General features: G+C 60.5%; 14 protein-coding genes. 13 read left to right on the forward strand and 1 reads right to left on the reverse strand.

The features are described 5' to 3' along the window. Positions 1 to 2: 2 nt before the first annotated feature. From ATI02_RS18895 to trpE, 10 genes are all read left to right on the forward strand, one after another. Positions 3 to 2,399: a PAS domain-containing sensor histidine kinase gene (locus tag ATI02_RS18895; protein WP_100847056.1), complete on the forward strand. Its 2,397-nt coding sequence runs from the start codon at positions 3 to 5 to the stop codon at positions 2,397 to 2,399. Between the two features lie 115 nt (positions 2,400 to 2,514). After that, positions 2,515 to 3,156 carry a response regulator gene (locus ATI02_RS18900; protein WP_172680165.1) on the forward strand — a complete coding sequence of 214 codons (642 nt, stop codon included), beginning with the start codon at positions 2,515 to 2,517 and terminating at the stop codon, positions 3,154 to 3,156. Positions 3,157 to 3,510: 354 nt separating this feature from the next. Then, positions 3,511 to 4,635 carry an ABC transporter ATP-binding protein gene (locus ATI02_RS18910; RefSeq protein WP_095189495.1) on the forward strand — a complete coding sequence of 375 codons (1,125 nt, stop codon included), beginning with the start codon at positions 3,511 to 3,513 and terminating at the stop codon, positions 4,633 to 4,635. Positions 4,636 to 4,683: 48 nt separating this feature from the next. Further along, entirely contained in the window at positions 4,684 to 5,727 is a 1,044-nt protein-coding gene (locus ATI02_RS18915; RefSeq protein WP_100847058.1) for an ABC transporter substrate-binding protein, read from the forward strand. A gap of 194 nt (positions 5,728 to 5,921) precedes the next feature. After that, positions 5,922 to 7,169 carry an ABC transporter permease gene (locus ATI02_RS18920; protein WP_100847059.1) on the forward strand — a complete coding sequence of 416 codons (1,248 nt, stop codon included), beginning with the start codon at positions 5,922 to 5,924 and terminating at the stop codon, positions 7,167 to 7,169. Positions 7,170 to 7,182: 13 nt separating this feature from the next. Further along, positions 7,183 to 8,007, forward strand: coding sequence for an ABC transporter permease (locus ATI02_RS18925; RefSeq protein WP_095189492.1), 825 nt, complete (start codon positions 7,183 to 7,185; stop codon positions 8,005 to 8,007). Positions 8,008 to 8,230: 223 nt separating this feature from the next. Continuing rightward, complete coding sequence (locus ATI02_RS18930; protein WP_100847060.1) at positions 8,231 to 9,379, forward strand: iron-containing alcohol dehydrogenase; 1,149 nt, start codon at positions 8,231 to 8,233, stop codon at positions 9,377 to 9,379. 114 nt (positions 9,380 to 9,493) lie between these two features. Then, positions 9,494 to 10,168 (forward strand): ribulose-phosphate 3-epimerase, encoded by a 675-nt coding sequence (gene rpe / locus ATI02_RS18935; RefSeq protein ID WP_007918813.1) that lies wholly within the window; start codon positions 9,494 to 9,496, stop codon positions 10,166 to 10,168. Then, entirely contained in the window at positions 10,165 to 10,983 is an 819-nt protein-coding gene (locus ATI02_RS18940) for a phosphoglycolate phosphatase (protein ID WP_100847061.1), read from the forward strand. The genes rpe and ATI02_RS18940 overlap by 4 nt, the downstream gene beginning before the upstream one ends. Positions 10,984 to 11,054: 71 nt before the next feature. Continuing rightward, positions 11,055 to 12,536 (forward strand): anthranilate synthase component I, encoded by a 1,482-nt coding sequence (trpE, locus tag ATI02_RS18945; protein WP_095189488.1) that lies wholly within the window; start codon positions 11,055 to 11,057, stop codon positions 12,534 to 12,536. Between the two features lie 109 nt (positions 12,537 to 12,645). Here the strand turns inward: trpE and estP are convergent, their stop codons facing one another. Next, positions 12,646 to 14,553, reverse strand: a complete 1,908-nt coding sequence (estP, locus tag ATI02_RS18950) for an esterase EstP (RefSeq protein WP_095191811.1) — start codon at positions 14,551 to 14,553, stop codon at positions 12,646 to 12,648. Between the two features lie 407 nt (positions 14,554 to 14,960). Between estP and ATI02_RS18955 the strand changes: the two genes are divergently transcribed. Genes ATI02_RS18955 through trpC form a run of 3 tightly spaced genes read left to right on the forward strand, consistent with a single transcriptional unit; the run spans position 14,961 to position 17,446 of the window. Next, positions 14,961 to 15,554 carry an aminodeoxychorismate/anthranilate synthase component II gene (locus tag ATI02_RS18955; protein WP_095191812.1) on the forward strand — a complete coding sequence of 198 codons (594 nt, stop codon included), beginning with the start codon at positions 14,961 to 14,963 and terminating at the stop codon, positions 15,552 to 15,554. 9 nt (positions 15,555 to 15,563) lie between these two features. Further along, positions 15,564 to 16,613, forward strand: a complete 1,050-nt coding sequence (gene trpD, locus ATI02_RS18960) for an anthranilate phosphoribosyltransferase (protein WP_100847062.1) — start codon at positions 15,564 to 15,566, stop codon at positions 16,611 to 16,613. Then, positions 16,610 to 17,446 (forward strand): indole-3-glycerol phosphate synthase TrpC, encoded by an 837-nt coding sequence (gene trpC, locus ATI02_RS18965; protein WP_095191814.1) that lies wholly within the window; start codon positions 16,610 to 16,612, stop codon positions 17,444 to 17,446. Before trpD ends, trpC begins: the two co-directional genes overlap by 4 nt. Positions 17,447 to 17,476: the final 30 nt, after the last annotated feature.

Raw genomic sequence — 17,476 nt, forward strand, 5'->3', positions numbered from 1 at the left:
CAATGAAGCGATTTTGCTGCCTGTGGGTTATCGGCTGTTTGTGGCTTCCCTTGATGGGCTGGACGGCGCCTGCGCCACCGGCGCACGTTGCGCAATTGTCGGCGAGCGAACAGCTGTGGCTGGCGCAACACAACCAATTGCGCGTCGGTTTGGTGTTGCAGGCGCCATACGCGCAGTACGACCGACGCTTGCAACGGTTGTCCGGGGCCAACGTTGAGCTGATGAAGTTGTTGGCCAAGGCGCTCAATGTCGAGCTGAGCTGGCGCAACTTTCAGGATCTGGCGCAATTGGAAGCGGCTGCGCGGGAAGGGGAGATCGATATTGCTCCCGGTCTGACCCAGACACCGAGCGCGCTGCGCCTGTGGCAGTTTTCCGACCCCTACATGCGCGTGCCGCAACTGGTGGTCAGCGACCAGAAGGCCAGCGGTGGGGTGGATCTGGAAAAACTCGACAGCCAGACCCGTGTCGCCGTGCGCATGCCGAGCACCACCGCTGACTATCTGCGCGGCAATTATCCACACCTGAATCTGCAAGGCGTGCCGCTGGAGCGTCAGGCATTGCAGTTGCTGTTGAGTCAGCAGGCGTCTTATGCGGTGGTCGATGAGGCGCAACTCGGACGGCTGTCGGCCGAGCCGGAGTTCGCCGAACTGGTAGTAGTCGGCGATATCGGCCTGCCGCAACTGCTGCGAGTGGCCTCACGCCGGGATTGGCCGGAGCTGGCCGGTATCGTCCAGAGCGCTCTGCGTGCGATCCCCGCCAAGGATCTGGAGCGCCTGCACAGTCAATGGCTGCAACCCAAATATCCACGGTTGTCGGAGTCGCCGGGGTTCTGGCAGAACCTCAGCCTGTTGTTCGCGGTAATGCTGCTCAGTTGTGTGGCGATCGTATTCTGGCAGCGCCGCCAACAGCTCAGCCTCGAACAGCGCCTGCTCGCCGCACGCGAAGACATCGCCCTGCGCGCCGCCAGCGAAGAAGCACTGCGGCTGACGCAGTTTTCTATTGATCAAAGCACTGTCGGCATTCTTTGGGTCAACTGGGACAGCCATGTGCGCTACGCCAATCGGGCGGCGGAAAACATGCTCGGTTATCCGTCGGGTGGGTTGATCGAGCGACCGCTGATCGACTTCGAACCGGGGCTGCATATGGATCGCTGGCTCAACCTGTGGAAACGCGCGCGGGCCAGTGAAGAAGGGCCGCTGAGTTTCGAAACCAGTTGTGTGCGCGCCGATGGCAGTATTTTGCCGGCGGATGTGTCGCTGAGCTTTCTGCGTTTTCGCGACAGTGAATATCTGGTGGTCTATCTCACTGACGTCACCGACCGCCGCCGCGCACTCGCGGCTTTGCAGGAAAGCGAGGCGCGACTGCAAGGCATCGCCGCCAACGTGCCGGGGCTGGTGTTTCGCTTGGAGCGGGCGCCGGTGACCGGACAGATCGACTTTGCCTACATCTCTGAGGGCAGCGAAAGCCTGGTCGGCTACGCGCCGGCCGCTATTGCCCACCGCGACATGGGCCTGCGCAGTCTGGTGCATCCGGACGACAAGGCCAGTTATCACCAGACCCAGGATCAGGCGCTGGACACCGATAGCGACTGGTCGTGGCAGGGACGAATTCTCACGCGCCAGGGCGTGCAGCGTTGGGCCGAAATCAAGGCGATCACCCGACAGCTTGAAGATGGCGCTTATGTCTGGGACGGCATTGTCTGGGACATTACCGAGAGCAAGCGCATCGAGTTGGAGCTGGCGTCGTCGCGCGAGCAACTGCGCGAACTGTCGGCGCACCTTGAGAGCGTGCGCGAGGAAGAGAAGGCGCGGATCGCCCGCGAGGTTCACGATGAGCTGGGGCAGATGCTGACGGTGCTGAAACTGGAGACGTCGATGTGCGAATTGGCCTACGCACAGCTCGACCCCGGTCTGCACGACAGGTTGAACAGCATGAAGCGCCTGATCGCCCAGTTGTTCCAGTTGGTGCGTGATGTGGCGACCGCGTTGCGCCCGCCGATTCTCGATGCCGGGATTGCCTCGGCAATTGAATGGCAGGCGCGGCGGTTCGAGGCGCGCACGCAGATTCCGTGTCTGGTGCAGGTGCCGGACAATCTGCCGCCGCTCAGCGACGCCAAGGCGATTGGTCTGTTTCGCATTCTTCAGGAGGCGCTGACCAACGTCATGCGCCATGCCCAGGCGCATACTGTGGAACTGACGCTGGCGCTGGAAGGCGATGAATTGTGTCTGACGGTGAGTGACGATGGCGTAGGATTCGTCACCACTGCCGGTCGGCCAACCTCGTTTGGTCTGGTCGGCATGCGTGAGCGGGTGCTGATCATGGGCGGGCGGCTGGAGCTTGAGAGTGAGCCGGGGGAGGGCACCAGTCTGAATGTCTGGGTGCCGGTGAGTGAGGTCTGATGGTTATGTGTTGTTTGAGTTGACGCTTTCGCGAGCAGGCTCGCTCCCACATTGGAATGCATTTCCTTGTGGGAGCGAGCCTGCTCGCGAATGACCCTGGCGCTGAATAAGAACAATGGAGAAGAACGTGATCCGTGTACTGGTAGCCGAAGACCACACCATTGTCCGTGAAGGCATCAAGCAATTGATTGGCCTGGCCAAGGACCTGCAAGTCGTGGGTGAGGCGAGCAATGGTGAACAACTGCTTGAAACCTTGCGCCATGTGCCGTGCGAAGTGGTGCTGCTCGATATTTCCATGCCTGGGGTCAACGGTCTGGAAGCGATTCCGCGAATCCGCGCCCTGAACAATCCACCGGCGATTCTGGTGTTGTCCATGCACGACGAAGCGCAGATGGCCGCTCGCGCATTGAAGGTTGGCGCCGCGGGTTATGCGACCAAGGACAGCGATCCGGCCCTGTTGCTGACGGCGATCCGCAAAGTCGCGGCGGGTGGGCGCTACATCGATCCGGATCTGGCGGATCGGATGGTTTTTGAAGTCGGTTTGACCGATGCTAGGCCATTGCACTCTCTTCTCTCCGAGCGTGAGTTTTCAGTGTTCGAGCGCCTGGCCCAAGGCGCCAACGTCAACGACATCGCCCAGCAACTGGCCCTGAGCAGCAAGACCATCAGCACCCACAAGGCGCGGTTGATGCAAAAGCTCAACATCACCTCGCTGGCCGAACTGGTCAAATACGCGATGGAACACAAACTCCTCTAAAAATCACCGCGGTCAAAACTGTGGGAGCGGGCTTGCTCGCGAAAGCGGTGTACCAGTCGCCGAATGAGTTGAATGACCCACCGCATTCGCGAGCAAGCCCGCTCCCACAAGGGATGTGCTTTGAGGCTGGCATCTTGGGCATATCCATTAGCGACAAGTGCTTTTGCCCTTGCTTGTGGCTTGCAGCTCAACCCTCGCCACTGCCTTATCCATATAGCGCCATCCTTGTAGGGCAATCCCTACCCCCAACCTTCCATCCCGCTGAGGCGATTCTCTCCTGCACCCCGATTTGCGTGCCTGCCGCCAGCCACTAGGCTTGGTACACAAGCAGTCATCAACAACAAAGGTGTGGGTATGAGCCAGGTCGATACAAACGCAGGGGCCAGTGACGTGCTGGTCAGCTTTCGTGGAGTGCAGAAGAGCTACGACGGCGAGAACCTGATCGTCAAAGACCTCAACCTGGACATTCGCAAAGGCGAATTCCTCACCCTGCTCGGGCCGTCCGGTTCCGGCAAGACCACCAGCCTGATGATGCTCGCCGGCTTCGAGACGCCGACCGCCGGCGAAATCCTCTTGGCCGGGCGCGCGATCAACAACGTGCCGCCGCACAAACGCGACATTGGCATGGTGTTCCAGAACTACGCACTGTTTCCACACATGACCGTCGCCGAGAACCTCGCGTTCCCGCTGACCGTGCGCGGCCTGAACAAGAGCGACGTCAGCGACAAGGTCAAGAAAGTCCTGAGCATGGTGCAGCTCGACGCGTTCGCTTCGCGCTACCCGGCGCAATTGTCTGGCGGTCAGCAGCAACGTGTGGCCCTGGCCCGTGCGCTGGTGTTCGAGCCGCAACTGGTGCTGATGGATGAACCCCTCGGCGCCCTCGACAAACAACTGCGTGAACACATGCAGATGGAGATCAAACACCTGCACCAGCGCCTCGGCGTCACCGTGGTCTACGTGACACACGATCAGGGCGAAGCACTGACCATGTCAGATCGGGTCGCGGTGTTCCACCAAGGCGAGATCCAGCAGATCGCCCCGCCGCGCTCTCTCTACGAAGAGCCGAAGAACACCTTCGTCGCCAACTTCATCGGCGAGAACAACCGTCTCAACGGCCGCCTGTTCAGCCAGAACGGTGAGCGCTGCGTGGTCGAGTTGGGCCGTGGCGAGAAGGTCGAGGCGCTCGCGGTTAACGTCGGCCAGACCGGCGAGCCGGTGACCCTGTCGATTCGCCCGGAGCGCGTCAGCCTCAACGGTTCCAGCGACCAATGCGTCAACCGCTTCTCAGGGAGGGTGGCGGAATTCATCTATCTGGGCGACCACGTCCGCGTACGCCTGGAAGTCTGCGGCAAGACCGACTTCTTTGTGAAACAGCCGATTGCCGAGCTTGATCCTGCGCTCGCTGTCGGTGACGTGGTTCCGCTTGGCTGGCAGGTCGAGCACGTTCGCGCGCTCGACCCACTTCTAGAGGCGCATTAATCGCCCCGGCAATACCAACACCAACCCTGCACGTGGAGAGAACAATAAATGTTGAGATCCCTGAAGTTCACCGCCCTGACCCTGGGCCTGATGGGTGCGGCCAGCGCAATGGCCGCTGGCCCGGATTTGACCGTGGTGTCGTTTGGCGGGGCGAACAAGGCGGCGCAAGTCAAAGCCTTCTATGCACCGTGGGAAGCGGCGGGCAACGGCAAGATCGTTGCCGGTGAGTACAACGGCGAGATGGCCAAGGTCAAAGCCATGGTCGACACCAAGAGCGTGTCGTGGGATCTGGTGGAAGTTGAGTCGCCAGAACTGTCCCGTGGCTGCGACGAAGACATGTTCGAGCAACTCGACCCGGCACTGTTCGGCAAATCCGAAGACTACGTCAAAGGCGCGATTCAGCCGTGCGGCGTGGGCTTCTTCGTCTGGTCGACCGTGCTCGCGTACAACGCCGACAAGCTGAAAACCGCGCCAACCAGCTGGGCCGATTTCTGGGATACCAAGAAATTCCCGGGCAAACGTGGCCTGCGCAAAGGTGCCAAGTACACCCTCGAATTCGCTCTGATGGCCGATGGTGTGGCGCCGAAAGACGTCTACAAGGAACTGGCGAGCAAGGGTGGTCAGGATCGCGCGTTCAAGAAACTCGACGAGCTGAAACCAAGCATTCAGTGGTGGGAAGCCGGCGCGCAACCGCCGCAGTACCTCGCTTCCGGTGACGTGGTGATGAGCTCGGCCTACAACGGCCGCATCGCGGCGGTGCAGAAAGAATCCAACCTGAAAGTGGTGTGGAACGGCGGCATCTACGACTTCGACGCATGGGCCATCCCGAAAGGTCTGGACGCCAAGCGTGCGGAAGCGGCGAAGAAATTCATCGCCTTCTCGGTACAACCGCAACAGCAGAAGACCTACTCGGAAAACATCGCCTACGGCCCGGCCAACACTCAAGCCGTGCCGCTGCTGGCCAAGGACGTCCTGAAAGACATGCCGACCACCCCGGAAAACATCGCCAACCAGGTGCAGATCGACGTCAGCTTCTGGGCTGACAACGGCGAGCAGCTTGAGCAGCGTTTCAACTCCTGGGCTGCGAAATAAGCAGAACCTGGTGAGGGTGGGCTTGCCCACCCCTGTGGGAGCGAGCCTGCTCGCGAAAGCAGTAGATCAGCCAGCATAGATGTGGAATGTGCTGGCCTCTTCGTGAGCAGGCTCGCTCCCACAGGTAGCTGTGTTTCAACACAACAGCGGTGGTTCGCCACCTCTGTAACGATCAAAGATTTGCGGAGTACGTCATGGCCATCGCCGTTCCCCTGAACGAGGGCGCCAGCCCCACCTTGAAGCAGAAGCTCAAGCGCGCCGAGCGGGTCAACCGCTGGAAAGCCCAGGCGCTGATTGCGCCGTTGGTGTTGTTTCTGTTGCTGGTGTTCCTGGTGCCGATCGTGGCGCTGCTCTACAAAAGCGTCGGCAACCCGGAAGTGGTCGGCGGCATGCCGCGTACCGTGGCGGCCATCGCCAGTTGGGACGGCCGTGGCCTGCCCGCTGAACCGGTGTACAAAGCGGCCGGCGAAGACCTCGCCGAAGCGCGCAAAAACCAGACGCTGGGTGATCTGTCCAAGCGCTTGAACATGGAGTTGGCCGGCTATCGCAGCCTGCTGACCAAAACCGCCCGGGCGCTGCCCTTTGCCAGCGAACCGGCCTCTTATAAAGAAGCACTGGAAGCACTCGACGAACGTTGGGGCGACCCGGCCTACTGGCAAGCGGTAAAACGCAACACCAGCAGCATCACCCCGTATTACTTGCTGGCAGCGGTCGATCACCGCATCGACGACCTCGGCGAGGTCGCCCCGGCCACCCCGGATCAGGCGATCTACCTCGACATCTTCGCCCGCACGTTCTGGATGGGCCTGGTCATCACGGTGATTTGCCTGCTGCTCGCCTATCCACTGGCGTACCTGCTGGCGAATCTGCCATCGCGCCAAAGCAACCTGCTGATGATTTTGGTACTGCTGCCGTTCTGGACCTCGATCCTGGTGCGAGTGGCGGCGTGGATCGTGCTGCTGCAATCGGGCGGGCTGATCAACAGTGCGCTGCTGGCCGTGGGCGTCATCGATAAGCCGCTGGAACTGGTGTTCAACCGCACTGGCGTCTACATCTCGATGGTGCACATCCTGTTGCCGTTCATGATTCTGCCGATCTACAGCGTGATGAAAGGCATCTCGCCGACCTACATGCGCGCGGCGATTTCTCTCGGCTGCCACCCGTTCGCCAGTTTCTGGCGCGTGTATTTCCCGCAGACCTATGCCGGTGTCGGTGCCGGTTGCCTGTTGGTGTTCATCCTCGCCATCGGCTACTACATCACCCCGGCGCTGCTCGGCAGCCCGAACGATCAGATGGTCAGCTACTTCGTCGCGTTCTACACCAACACCAGCATCAACTGGGGCATGTCCACCGCGCTGGGCGGGCTGTTGCTGCTGGCGACCGTGGTGCTTTATCTGATTTACAGCTGGCTGGTGGGCGCCAGTCGCCTGCGCCTGAGCTAAGGGGAAATTTGAAATGCTGAGTCCTTACATGTCGCCCATCGAACGGGTGTGGTTCTACAGCTTGCGGATCCTCTGCGGCTTGATCCTGCTGTTTCTGATTCTGCCGGTGCTGGTGATCGTGCCGCTGTCGTTCAACTCGGGCAGTTTCCTCGTGTACCCGCTGCAGGGCTTCTCGCTACAGTGGTATCAGGACTTCTTCGCTTCGGCCGAGTGGATGCGCGCGCTGAAGAACAGCATCATCGTCGCCCCGGCCGCGACCGTGCTGGCGATGATCTTCGGCACGCTGGCGGCGATCGGCCTGACTCGCGGCGACTTCCCCGGCAAAGCACTGGTGATGGCGCTGGTGATTTCGCCGATGGTGGTGCCGGTGGTGATCATCGGTGTGGCGAGCTATCTGTTCTTCGCACCGTTGGGCCTGGGCAACAGCTTCTTCTCGTTGATCGTGGTGCATGCGGTGCTGGGTGTGCCGTTTGTGATCATCACCGTGTCGGCAACGTTGCAGGGGTTCAACCACAATCTGGTGCGCGCTGCGGCGAGTCTCGGTGCATCGCCATTGACCGCGTTCCGTCGGGTGACCTTGCCGCTGATTGCGCCGGGAGTCATCTCCGGGGCGTTGTTTGCCTTTGCGACGTCGTTTGATGAGGTGGTGGTGACGTTGTTTCTGGCGGGGCCTGAGCAAGCGACTTTGCCTCGGCAGATGTTCAGCGGGATTCGTGAGAACCTCAGCCCGACTATCGCAGCCGCCGCTACGTTGCTCATCGCGTTCTCCGTCATCCTGTTGCTGACCCTGGAATGGTTACGCGGCCGCAGCGAAAAACTGCGCACCGCCCAAATCTAAAGCCCAGCTCGGTGAAAACTGTGGGAGGGGGCTTGCTCCCGAAAGCGGTGGGTCAGTCGACATCTATTTCAACTGATCCACCGCTTTCGGGAGCAAGCCCCCTCCCACAAGGGATTTGTGTTGTGTGCGAAGTCTTGGGTCATTCACCACCTGAATAGCAGACAACCCCAAATCCCCAGCTAATCTTGTGCCCAGCTCCCACATCTATAAGAGGCTGCGCACGATGAGTCTTTCCCAGTTCAAAATCGCTCACAAATTGATCACCGGCGCCGGGGCCATCGAGCAACTGGCGGCGGAACTCACTCGTCTCGACATCGACAACCCACTGATCGTCACCGACGCCGCGCTGGTCAAGTCTGGCACCGTGGAGCTGGCGCTGTGCCAACTGGGCGGGCGCGAATACGAGATTTTCGACCGCGTACTGCCTGATCCGGAAATCGCCATTGTTGAAGACTGCATGCGTGCGTACCGCGAAGGCGGGCATGACGGCTTGATTGGTCTCGGCGGCGGCAGTGCCATCGACATCGCCAAAAGCGTTGCCGCGTATGCCGGTTATCACGGCGCGCTGGAGGATCTGTTCGGTGTCGAACAGGTGCCCCGCAAAGGCCCGCCGCTGATCGCCATCCCGACCACCGCCGGCACCGGCTCGGAAGTGACTAATGTTGCGATTCTCTCCGACAAGGTCGCGCAACTGAAGAAGGGCATCGTCAGCGACTATCTGTTACCGGACGTGGCGCTGGTCAGCCCGCAAATGACCCTGACCTGCCCGCGCAGTGTCACGGCTGCCAGTGGCGTCGATGCGCTGGTGCATGCCATCGAATCCTATCTGTCGGTCAACGCTTCGCCGATCACCGATTCGCTGGCCATCGGCGCAATAAAACTGATCGCCAAAGCCTTGCCCAAGGCCTACGCCAACGGCGCCAACCTGCATGCCCGCGAAGACATGGCCACCGCCAGCCTGATGGCCGGCATGGCGTTTGGTAATGCCGGGGTCGGCGCGGTGCATGCGCTGGCGTATCCACTGGGCGGGCGATTCAACATCGCCCATGGCGTCAGCAATGCCTTGCTGCTGCCGTATGTCATGACCTGGAACAAGATGGCTTGCGTCGAGCGCATGCAGGATATTGCCGAAGCCATGGGGGTGAAGACCGCTCATCTGAGTGCCGCCGAGGCGGCGGACAAGGCCGTTCAGGCGATGACCGATTTGTGCGCGGCCGTGGAAATTCCTGCCGGGCTGCGCAGTTTCGGCGTGCCGGAAGAGGCGATCCCGGCGATGGCCGTGGAGGCCGCAGGCATTGAACGGCTGATGCGCAACAACCCGCGCAAACTCAGTGCTGTGGACATCGAGAAGATCTATCGCGCGGCGTATTGAGTCAGCGCCGGTCATCCGTCATGGCACAACCCAATCATCGCGGTCACGGTGCGCGCTTGGAAACTTGAGGTATACAATGCGCGCCATCGTGATTTAGCTCAGAAAAGGTGCGTCATGCAGCCCTTCGTAATTGCTCCGTCGATTCTCTCCGCCGACTTCGCCCGCCTCGGCGAAGAAGTGGACAACGTCCTCGCCGCTGGTGCCGACTTCGTCCACTTCGATGTCATGGACAACCACTACGTGCCGAACCTGACCATCGGCCCGATGGTGTGCGCGGCACTGCGCAAGTATGGCGTTACCGCGCCAATTGACGCGCACTTGATGGTCAGCCCGGTGGATCGCATCGTTGGCGACTTCATCGAGGCCGGCGCCACCTACATCACCTTCCACCCTGAAGCCACGCTGCACGTCGACCGTTCGCTGCAACTGATCCGCGAAGGCGGCTGTAAATCCGGTCTGGTGTTCAACCCGGCGACCCCGCTGGACGTGCTCAAGTATGTGATCGACAAGGTCGACATGGTCTTGCTGATGAGCGTCAACCCAGGCTTCGGCGGGCAGAAGTTCATTCCCGGCACCCTCGACAAACTGCGTGAAGCGCGGGCGATCATTGATGCCTCGGGCCGTGACATCCGTCTGGAAATCGACGGCGGCGTCAACGTCAACAACATCCGTGAAATCGCGGCGGCTGGCGCTGACACTTTTGTTGCTGGCTCGGCGATCTTCAATGCGCCGAACTACCAGGAAGTCATCGACAAGATGCGTTCCGAACTGGCACTGGCGCGCCCATGAGCGGTTTTGAGCAGCTGTTCCCGGGAAAACTGCCACGGCTGGTGATGTTCGATCTGGATGGCACGCTGATCGACTCGGTTCCAGACCTGGCAGCGGCGGTGGACACCATGCTGCTCTCCCTCGGCCGCCAGCCTGCGGGCATCGAAGCGGTGCGCGAGTGGGTGGGCAACGGCGCGCCAGTGCTGGTGCGCCGTGCTTTGGCCGGTGGCATTGATCATTCGGCGGTGGATGACGTCGAGGCCGAACAGGCGCTGGAAGTGTTCATGCAAGCCTACAGTGCCAGCCATGAGCTGACCGTGGTCTATCCCGGTGTGCGCGACACCCTGAAATGGCTGAACAAGCAGGGCGTGGCCATGGCGCTGATCACCAACAAGCCGGAGCGCTTCGTCGCGCCGTTGCTGGATCAGATGAAAATCGGCCGCTACTTCAAGTGGATCATCGGCGGCGATACCCTGCCGCAGCAGAAACCTGATCCGGCGGCGCTGTTCTTCGTGATGAAAATGGCTAACATCCCGGCCTCGCAATCGCTGTTCGTCGGCGACTCGCGCAGCGATGTGCTGGCGGCGAAAGCAGCGGGGGTCAAATGTGTTGCCCTGAGTTACGGCTATAACCATGGCCGACCGATTGCCGAAGAATCCCCGGCGCTGGTGATCGACGATCTGCGCAAGCTAATTCCCGGTTGCCTGGATCTGGCCGGTGGGATAACGTTGCCCGACGCTGTTCAACCCCCTGCTGGAAACGCCATCGTGGTGGTCACTCGCAAACTCTGGATGAAAGTCATCAAGGCCCTGGCCCGCTGGCGTTGGCGCGCCTGACTTGTTCCTGGCCGGCCTGCCGGCACGGTTGCCTACCTGACTGATTAGCACCTCACACCACGAGGCACCTCATGATCCGCGAAGAATTCCTGCGCTTGGCCGCTGATGGCTACAACCGCATCCCGTTGGCCTGCGAAACCCTGGCCGACTTCGACACGCCGCTGTCGATCTACCTGAAACTGGCTGACCAGCCCAACTCCTACCTGCTCGAATCGGTGCAGGGCGGCGAGAAATGGGGCCGTTACTCGATTATCGGTCTGCCGTGCCGCACCGTGCTGCGGGTTCACGACCATCACGTCAGCATCACCGTCGATGGCGTCGAGACTGAAAGTCACGATGTTGAAGACCCGTTGGCCTTCGTCGAAACCTTCAAGGCCCGCTACAACGTGCCGACCATCGCCGGTCTGCCGCGTTTCAACGGAGGCCTGGTCGGTTACTTCGGTTACGACTGCGTGCGTTATGTGGAAAAGCGTCTGGGCAAATGCCCGAACCCGGATCCGTTGGGCGTGCCGGACATTCTGCTGATGGTCTCCGACGCCGTTGTGGTGTTCGACAACCTCGCCGGCAAGATGCACGCGATCGTGCTGGCCGACCCTGCGCAGGCCGATGCCTTCGAGCAAGGTCAGGCGCGTTTACAGGGTTTGCTCGAGCAACTGCGCCAGCCGATCACCCCGCGTCGTGGGCTGGACTTCAGCAAGCAGCAGTCTGCCGATCCGGTGTTCCGCTCCAGTTTCACCCAGGACGATTACGAAAAAGCCGTCGACACCATCAAGGAGTACATCCTTGCCGGTGACTGCATGCAGGTCGTGCCGTCGCAGCGCATGTCGATCGACTTCAAGGCGGCGCCGATCGATTTGTACCGCGCATTGCGTTGCTTCAACCCGACGCCGTACATGTACTTCTTCAACTTCGGCGACTTCCATGTCGTCGGCAGTTCGCCGGAAGTGCTGGTGCGGGTCGAAGACAACCTGATCACCGTGCGCCCGATTGCCGGTACGCGTGCGCGGGGTGCGACCGAAGAGGCGGATCTGGCGCTGGAAGAAGACCTGCTGTCGGACGACAAAGAGATCGCCGAGCACCTGATGCTGATTGACCTCGGTCGCAACGATACCGGTCGCGTCTCGGAAATCGGTTCAGTGAAACTCACCGAGAAAATGGTTATCGAGCGCTATTCCAACGTGATGCACATCGTGTCCAACGTCACCGGCCAGTTGAAAGCCGGGCTGACAGCAATGGACGCCCTGCGGGCGATTCTGCCGGCGGGCACCTTGTCCGGCGCGCCGAAGATTCGTGCGATGGAAATCATCGATGAGCTGGAACCGGTCAAGCGTGGCGTGTATGGCGGGGCGGTCGGTTACTTCGCGTGGAACGGCAACATGGACACCGCGATTGCCATTCGTACCGCAGTGATCAAGAACGGCGAACTGCACGTGCAGGCCGGCGGCGGCATCGTTGCCGACTCGGTGCCGGCGCTGGAATGGGAAGAAACCCTGAACAAGCGCCGCGCGATGTTCCGCGCTGTGGCCCTGGCCGAGCAAACCCCGGAAAGCTGAGCCGACACAAAACCCTGTGGGAGCGAGCCTGCTCGCTCCCTCAGTGGGCTTTGTGTTCGGCAATAAAAAAGCGGCGCCCGAGAGTGCGCCGCTTTTTTGTGCCGGCGATTTAGAAATCCAGCACCACCCCGACGTTAACCCCTTGCTGGGTGAAGTCATCATCCTTGCGCAAGGTGTACCCACCACGCAGCGCCAGATCTGCCGTGAGTTTGTGGCTGACGCCCAGGCTCAAGCGGTTCAAGTGACTTTGCGGTGTATAGCCTTCAAGAGTGAAGTCGTTGGCCGGCAGGGTGTTGAGCGCGATGTTGACCTTCTGCACGTCATCTTCGTACTCACGTTCGTGGGCGTATTCGCCGAACACCTGGGTTTGCGGTGTGATGTTGTACTTGCCCTGAATACCGACGCCCAAACGCTTCGAATCGCGGGTCTGGTCATCGAAGGTCAGCGCGGTGGCGCGATTGCTCTTTTCCGAGTAGCCGTCAACATCGACACTGGCGTAATCAGCGCTGACGAACGGCGACAGGTGCCATTCGCTACCCGGCTGGGCAATGTCGTAACCGATTCGGGTACTGAACGCCCAGAGGCTGCCGTCAGTGTCGCCTTTTTCTGCACCTTCGCTGGCGCCGAGATCGAACTTGCGCTTGAGGTTGTCGTAGTCTAGTTTGCCGCCAGTCAACGCTGCGTCAGCCCACCAACGATTCTGCTGGTACTGGGCAAATGCCGTGGCCATGTAGCTATTGAGTTTGTAGTCCGAATCGTTATGCCCGGCCTCGAGGTTCTGCCGGTAGAAACCGGCCGCTACCCCCACACGCCAAGCTTCATTGAGACGATAGCTGCCACCCACGTTGAGGTTGTAACCGCTGCCGTCAGCGCTGGCGCCGCTGCTTTGGCTGTCGACATCCAGATGCTGGCCGCCGGCGGAAACAATTGCGCGCCATTGGCCGACCGCCTGCCAGTTTTCCCAATCGGCCTGCCATTGGCTGCGCAGTTCATCCTGATGCGCGCGAACCGTGGCGTGGGCCATTTCCGGCAGCAGTGTCAGTTCCCACGGCGCGGCGAGAAGGGAGTAGGCGTAGTCGGAGATCAGTTTCTGCCCGGCTTCGGTCGGGTGCACGCCGTCGTTGTAGATCAGCTTGCTCGGATCCGGTGTCGCGCTATTAATGCCGTAACGGGCGTTTTCCGTGCAACCGCTGCCGCTGAAGCAGGTGGCCGTCAGGTTCTGGTCGGTGGCCAGACCAAAGCGGCCCGGATCGGCAAACGCCTCGGACAGCAGAACCGGAATGTTCAGCGGAATGATCTCGGCGTTGATGCCTTGTAAGCGCGTGACGAGTTGGCTGTTGAACTGGCTGGCGAGCTGACTGCTTAAAGCCTGCAACGGCGTGCCGTTGATGGCCGGAGTCAGGCCGACGTCAGGCAACAACCAGACCATGACGTATTTGGCACCGGCGGTTTGCAGGGTTTGCACGCTGTCGGCCAGTCGGTCTGCGGCTGCATTGGCTTGGGGCAGGCTGAGAATCCGACCCTGGAGGAAGTCATTGCCGCCGCCGGAGATGTAATACAGCGCATTCGGATCGGCGCGGAAGCCGTTCGAGGGCAAGTAACCGGCGCGCGTGCGTTCGCCCGTGGCCGATTGAGTGGTGATCGAGTCGAGGATCTGGTCGGTGCGATAACCGCCGACTGCCCAGTTGTTGCCGTCGGGCTGGCCATTGTCGGCGCGCACTGCCGAGCTGGAAGAGGCCGTCTGGTCCGGCGTGAAGCCGAGGCGGCCGCCAAGTAGTTGCGTGGAGTTCAGCGAGCGCAGTTCACCGCTGCCATCCAGATAAACCGGGCCGGTACGGTTGGTGTAGCGCTGAGTGGCGCCGGCCGGGCCGCCGGTGTCGGTAAAGGTCCCGGCATCGTTGAGGCTGTCACCAAAGACAATGAAGCTCGAATAAGGATTGGGTGCGGCATTCGCCTGGGCGCAGGCCAGTGCGAGCAAGCAGCCGGCCAGCGGTACAAACAACGTCTGTTTGATCATGAGCAAGTCCGTTTATTTATTGTTGTAGGTGAGCGAAACGACAGTACCAAAAACTTCCGGCCTTTTGCTATCGGTCGCGAACTCTCCTCTGGATTTCTCCGCCACAGGCCCCGCCATATTGCACGCTCTGCCCAGCTAAGTTACTGTGCTGGAACGTATGAACGAGACCTCCCCCGTGTTGATCACCAGCAAACTTCTGGATCAAGTCATCAAGGCACACGCCCGTTGGCGTTGGCGCGCCTGAATCTTTTCTGCCGGCCTGGCCGGATCTGTATCGCTTTGCCTTCCTTGCCCGTTTGAAATGCCGCTTTGCCGACGCGACTTGTGCGTCCGACATCGTGCAGCGCCCTGCGGGCAAGTCATCTGAAGGCTGTCTTCAAGTCAGAATTCAAGAGGTTCGAAACGCCATGTTGCTGATGATCGACAACTACGACTCCTTTACTTACAACGTTGTGCAATACCTCGGCGAACTGGGTGCTGAAGTCAAAGTCGTGCGCAACGACGAACTGACCATTGCTGAAATCGAAGCGCTTAAGCCCGAGCGCATCGTGGTGTCCCCAGGCCCTTGCACGCCCACCGAGGCCGGCATCTCCATCGACGCCATCAAGCATTTCGCTGGCAAGCTGCCAATCCTCGGTGTCTGCCTTGGTCACCAGTCCATCGGCCAAGCCTTTGGTGGTGATGTGGTGCGTGCCCGCCAAGTGATGCACGGTAAGACTAGTCCGGTATTCCACGAGGACAAGGGCGTTTTCGCCGGCCTCAACCGTCCGCTGACCGTCACCCGCTACCACTCGCTGATCGTCAAGCACGAGACGTTGCCCGATTGCCTGGAGCTGACCGCGTGGACGCAACACGATGACGGCAGCGTCGACGAAATCATGGGCCTGCGTCACAAGACCCTGAACATTGAGGGCGTACAGTTCCACCCCGAGTCGATCCTGACCGAACAGGGCCATGAACTGTTTGCCAACTTCCTCAAACAAACCGGCGGCACGCGCTAAGGACTTCCCATGAATATCAAGACAGCCCTGAGCCGTATCGTCGATCACCTCGACCTCAGCACCGATGAAATGCGCGATGTGATGCGCGAAATCATGACCGGCCAATGCACCGACGCGCAGATCGGCGCGTTCATGATGGCCATGCGCATGAAGAGTGAGAGCATCGACGAGATCGTCGGCGCCGTATCGGTGATGCGTGAGCTGGCCGATCAGGTCGAACTCAAGACCCTCGACGGTGTGGTCGATGTGGTGGGCACCGGCGGTGACGGTGCCAACATTTTCAACGTATCGACCGCTTCTTCTTTTGTTGTGGCGGCGGCGGGTTGCACCGTGGCCAAGCACGGCAACCGTGCGGTATCGGGCAAGAGCGGCAGTGCCGACTTGCTGGAAGTCGCCGGTATCTATCTCAACCTGACCCCGGTTCAGGTCGCCCGTTGTATCGACAACGTCGGCATCGGTTTCATGTTCGCCCAGACCCATCACAAAGCCATGAAGTACGCTGCCGGCCCGCGCCGCGATCTCGGCCTGCGTACGCTGTTCAACATGCTCGGCCCGCTTACGAATCCGGCCGGGGTTAAACATCAGGTCGTGGGTGTGTTCAACCCTGCACTTTGCCGTCCGTTGGCTGAAGTCTTGCAGCGTCTGGGCAGCAAGCATGTGCTGGTGGTGCATTCGAAGGATGGCCTGGACGAATTCAGTCTGGCTGCGCCGACTTTTGTCGCTGAGCTGAAAAACAACGAGATCACCGAATATTGGGTCGAGCCGGAAGATCTGGGCATGAAGAGCCAGAGCCTGCACGGTCTGTCAGTCGACGGCCCGGAAGCCTCGCTCGCGCTGATCCGCGATGCACTGGGCAAGCGCAAAACCGAAAACGGTCAAAAAGCTGCTGAAATGATTGTGCTCAACGCCGGTGCAGCGCTGTACGCCGCCGACGTCGCCAGCAGTTTGAAACAGGGCGTAGAGCTTGCGCACGACGCTCTGCACACCGGCCTCGCTCGGGAAAAACTCGAGGAGCTGGGTGCCTTTACCGCGGTATTCAGAGTGGAGAATGAAGGATGAGTGTACCGACGGTTCTGGAAAACATTCTGGCCCGCAAGGTTCAGGAAGTCGCCGAGCGTAGCGCTCGTGTGAGCCTGAGCGAGCTGGAAAGTCTGGCCAAGGCGGCCGATGCACCCCGTGGATTTGCCCAGGCATTGCTGGCGCAGGCGAAGAAGAAACAACCGGCGGTGATTGCCGAAATCAAAAAGGCATCGCCGAGCAAAGGCGTGATTCGCGAGGACTTCGTTCCCGCCGACATCGCCAAAAGCTACGAGAAGGGCGGGGCGACCTGTCTGTCGGTGCTGACCGATATCGACTACTTCCAGGGCGCCGATGCCTATCTGCAGCAGGCTCGTGCCGCGTGCAAACTACCGGTGATCCGCAAGGACTTCATGATCGACCCGTACCAGATCGTTGAAGCCCGTGCGCTGGGCGCCGATTGCGTGTTGTTGATCGTCTCCGCGCTGGACGACGTGAAAATGGCCGAGTTGGCTTCCGTGGCCAAAAGCGTCGGTCTCGACGTGCTGGTTGAAGTGCATGACGGCGATGAGCTGGAGCGCGCGTTGAAAACCCTCGACACGCCACTGGTCGGGATCAACAACCGTAACCTGCACACCTTCGACGTCAGCCTGGAAACCACCCTAGACCTGCTGCCGCGCATCCCGCGCGATCGTCTGGTGATTACCGAGAGCGGTATCCTCAACCGTGCCGATGTCGAGCTGATGGAAATCAGCGACGTTTATGCGTTCCTCGTCGGTGAGGCGTTCATGCGTGCGGAAAGCCCGGGCACCGAATTACAACGCCTGTTTTTCCCTGAGCGTGGCACTGCGGTAAGCGGTTCGACACTCGACTGAGTTCCCTCAGACCGAGTCGACCTCTTCGCG

Source organism: Pseudomonas baetica (assembly GCF_002813455.1).
Lineage (GTDB): Bacteria > Pseudomonadota > Gammaproteobacteria > Pseudomonadales > Pseudomonadaceae > Aquipseudomonas > Aquipseudomonas baetica.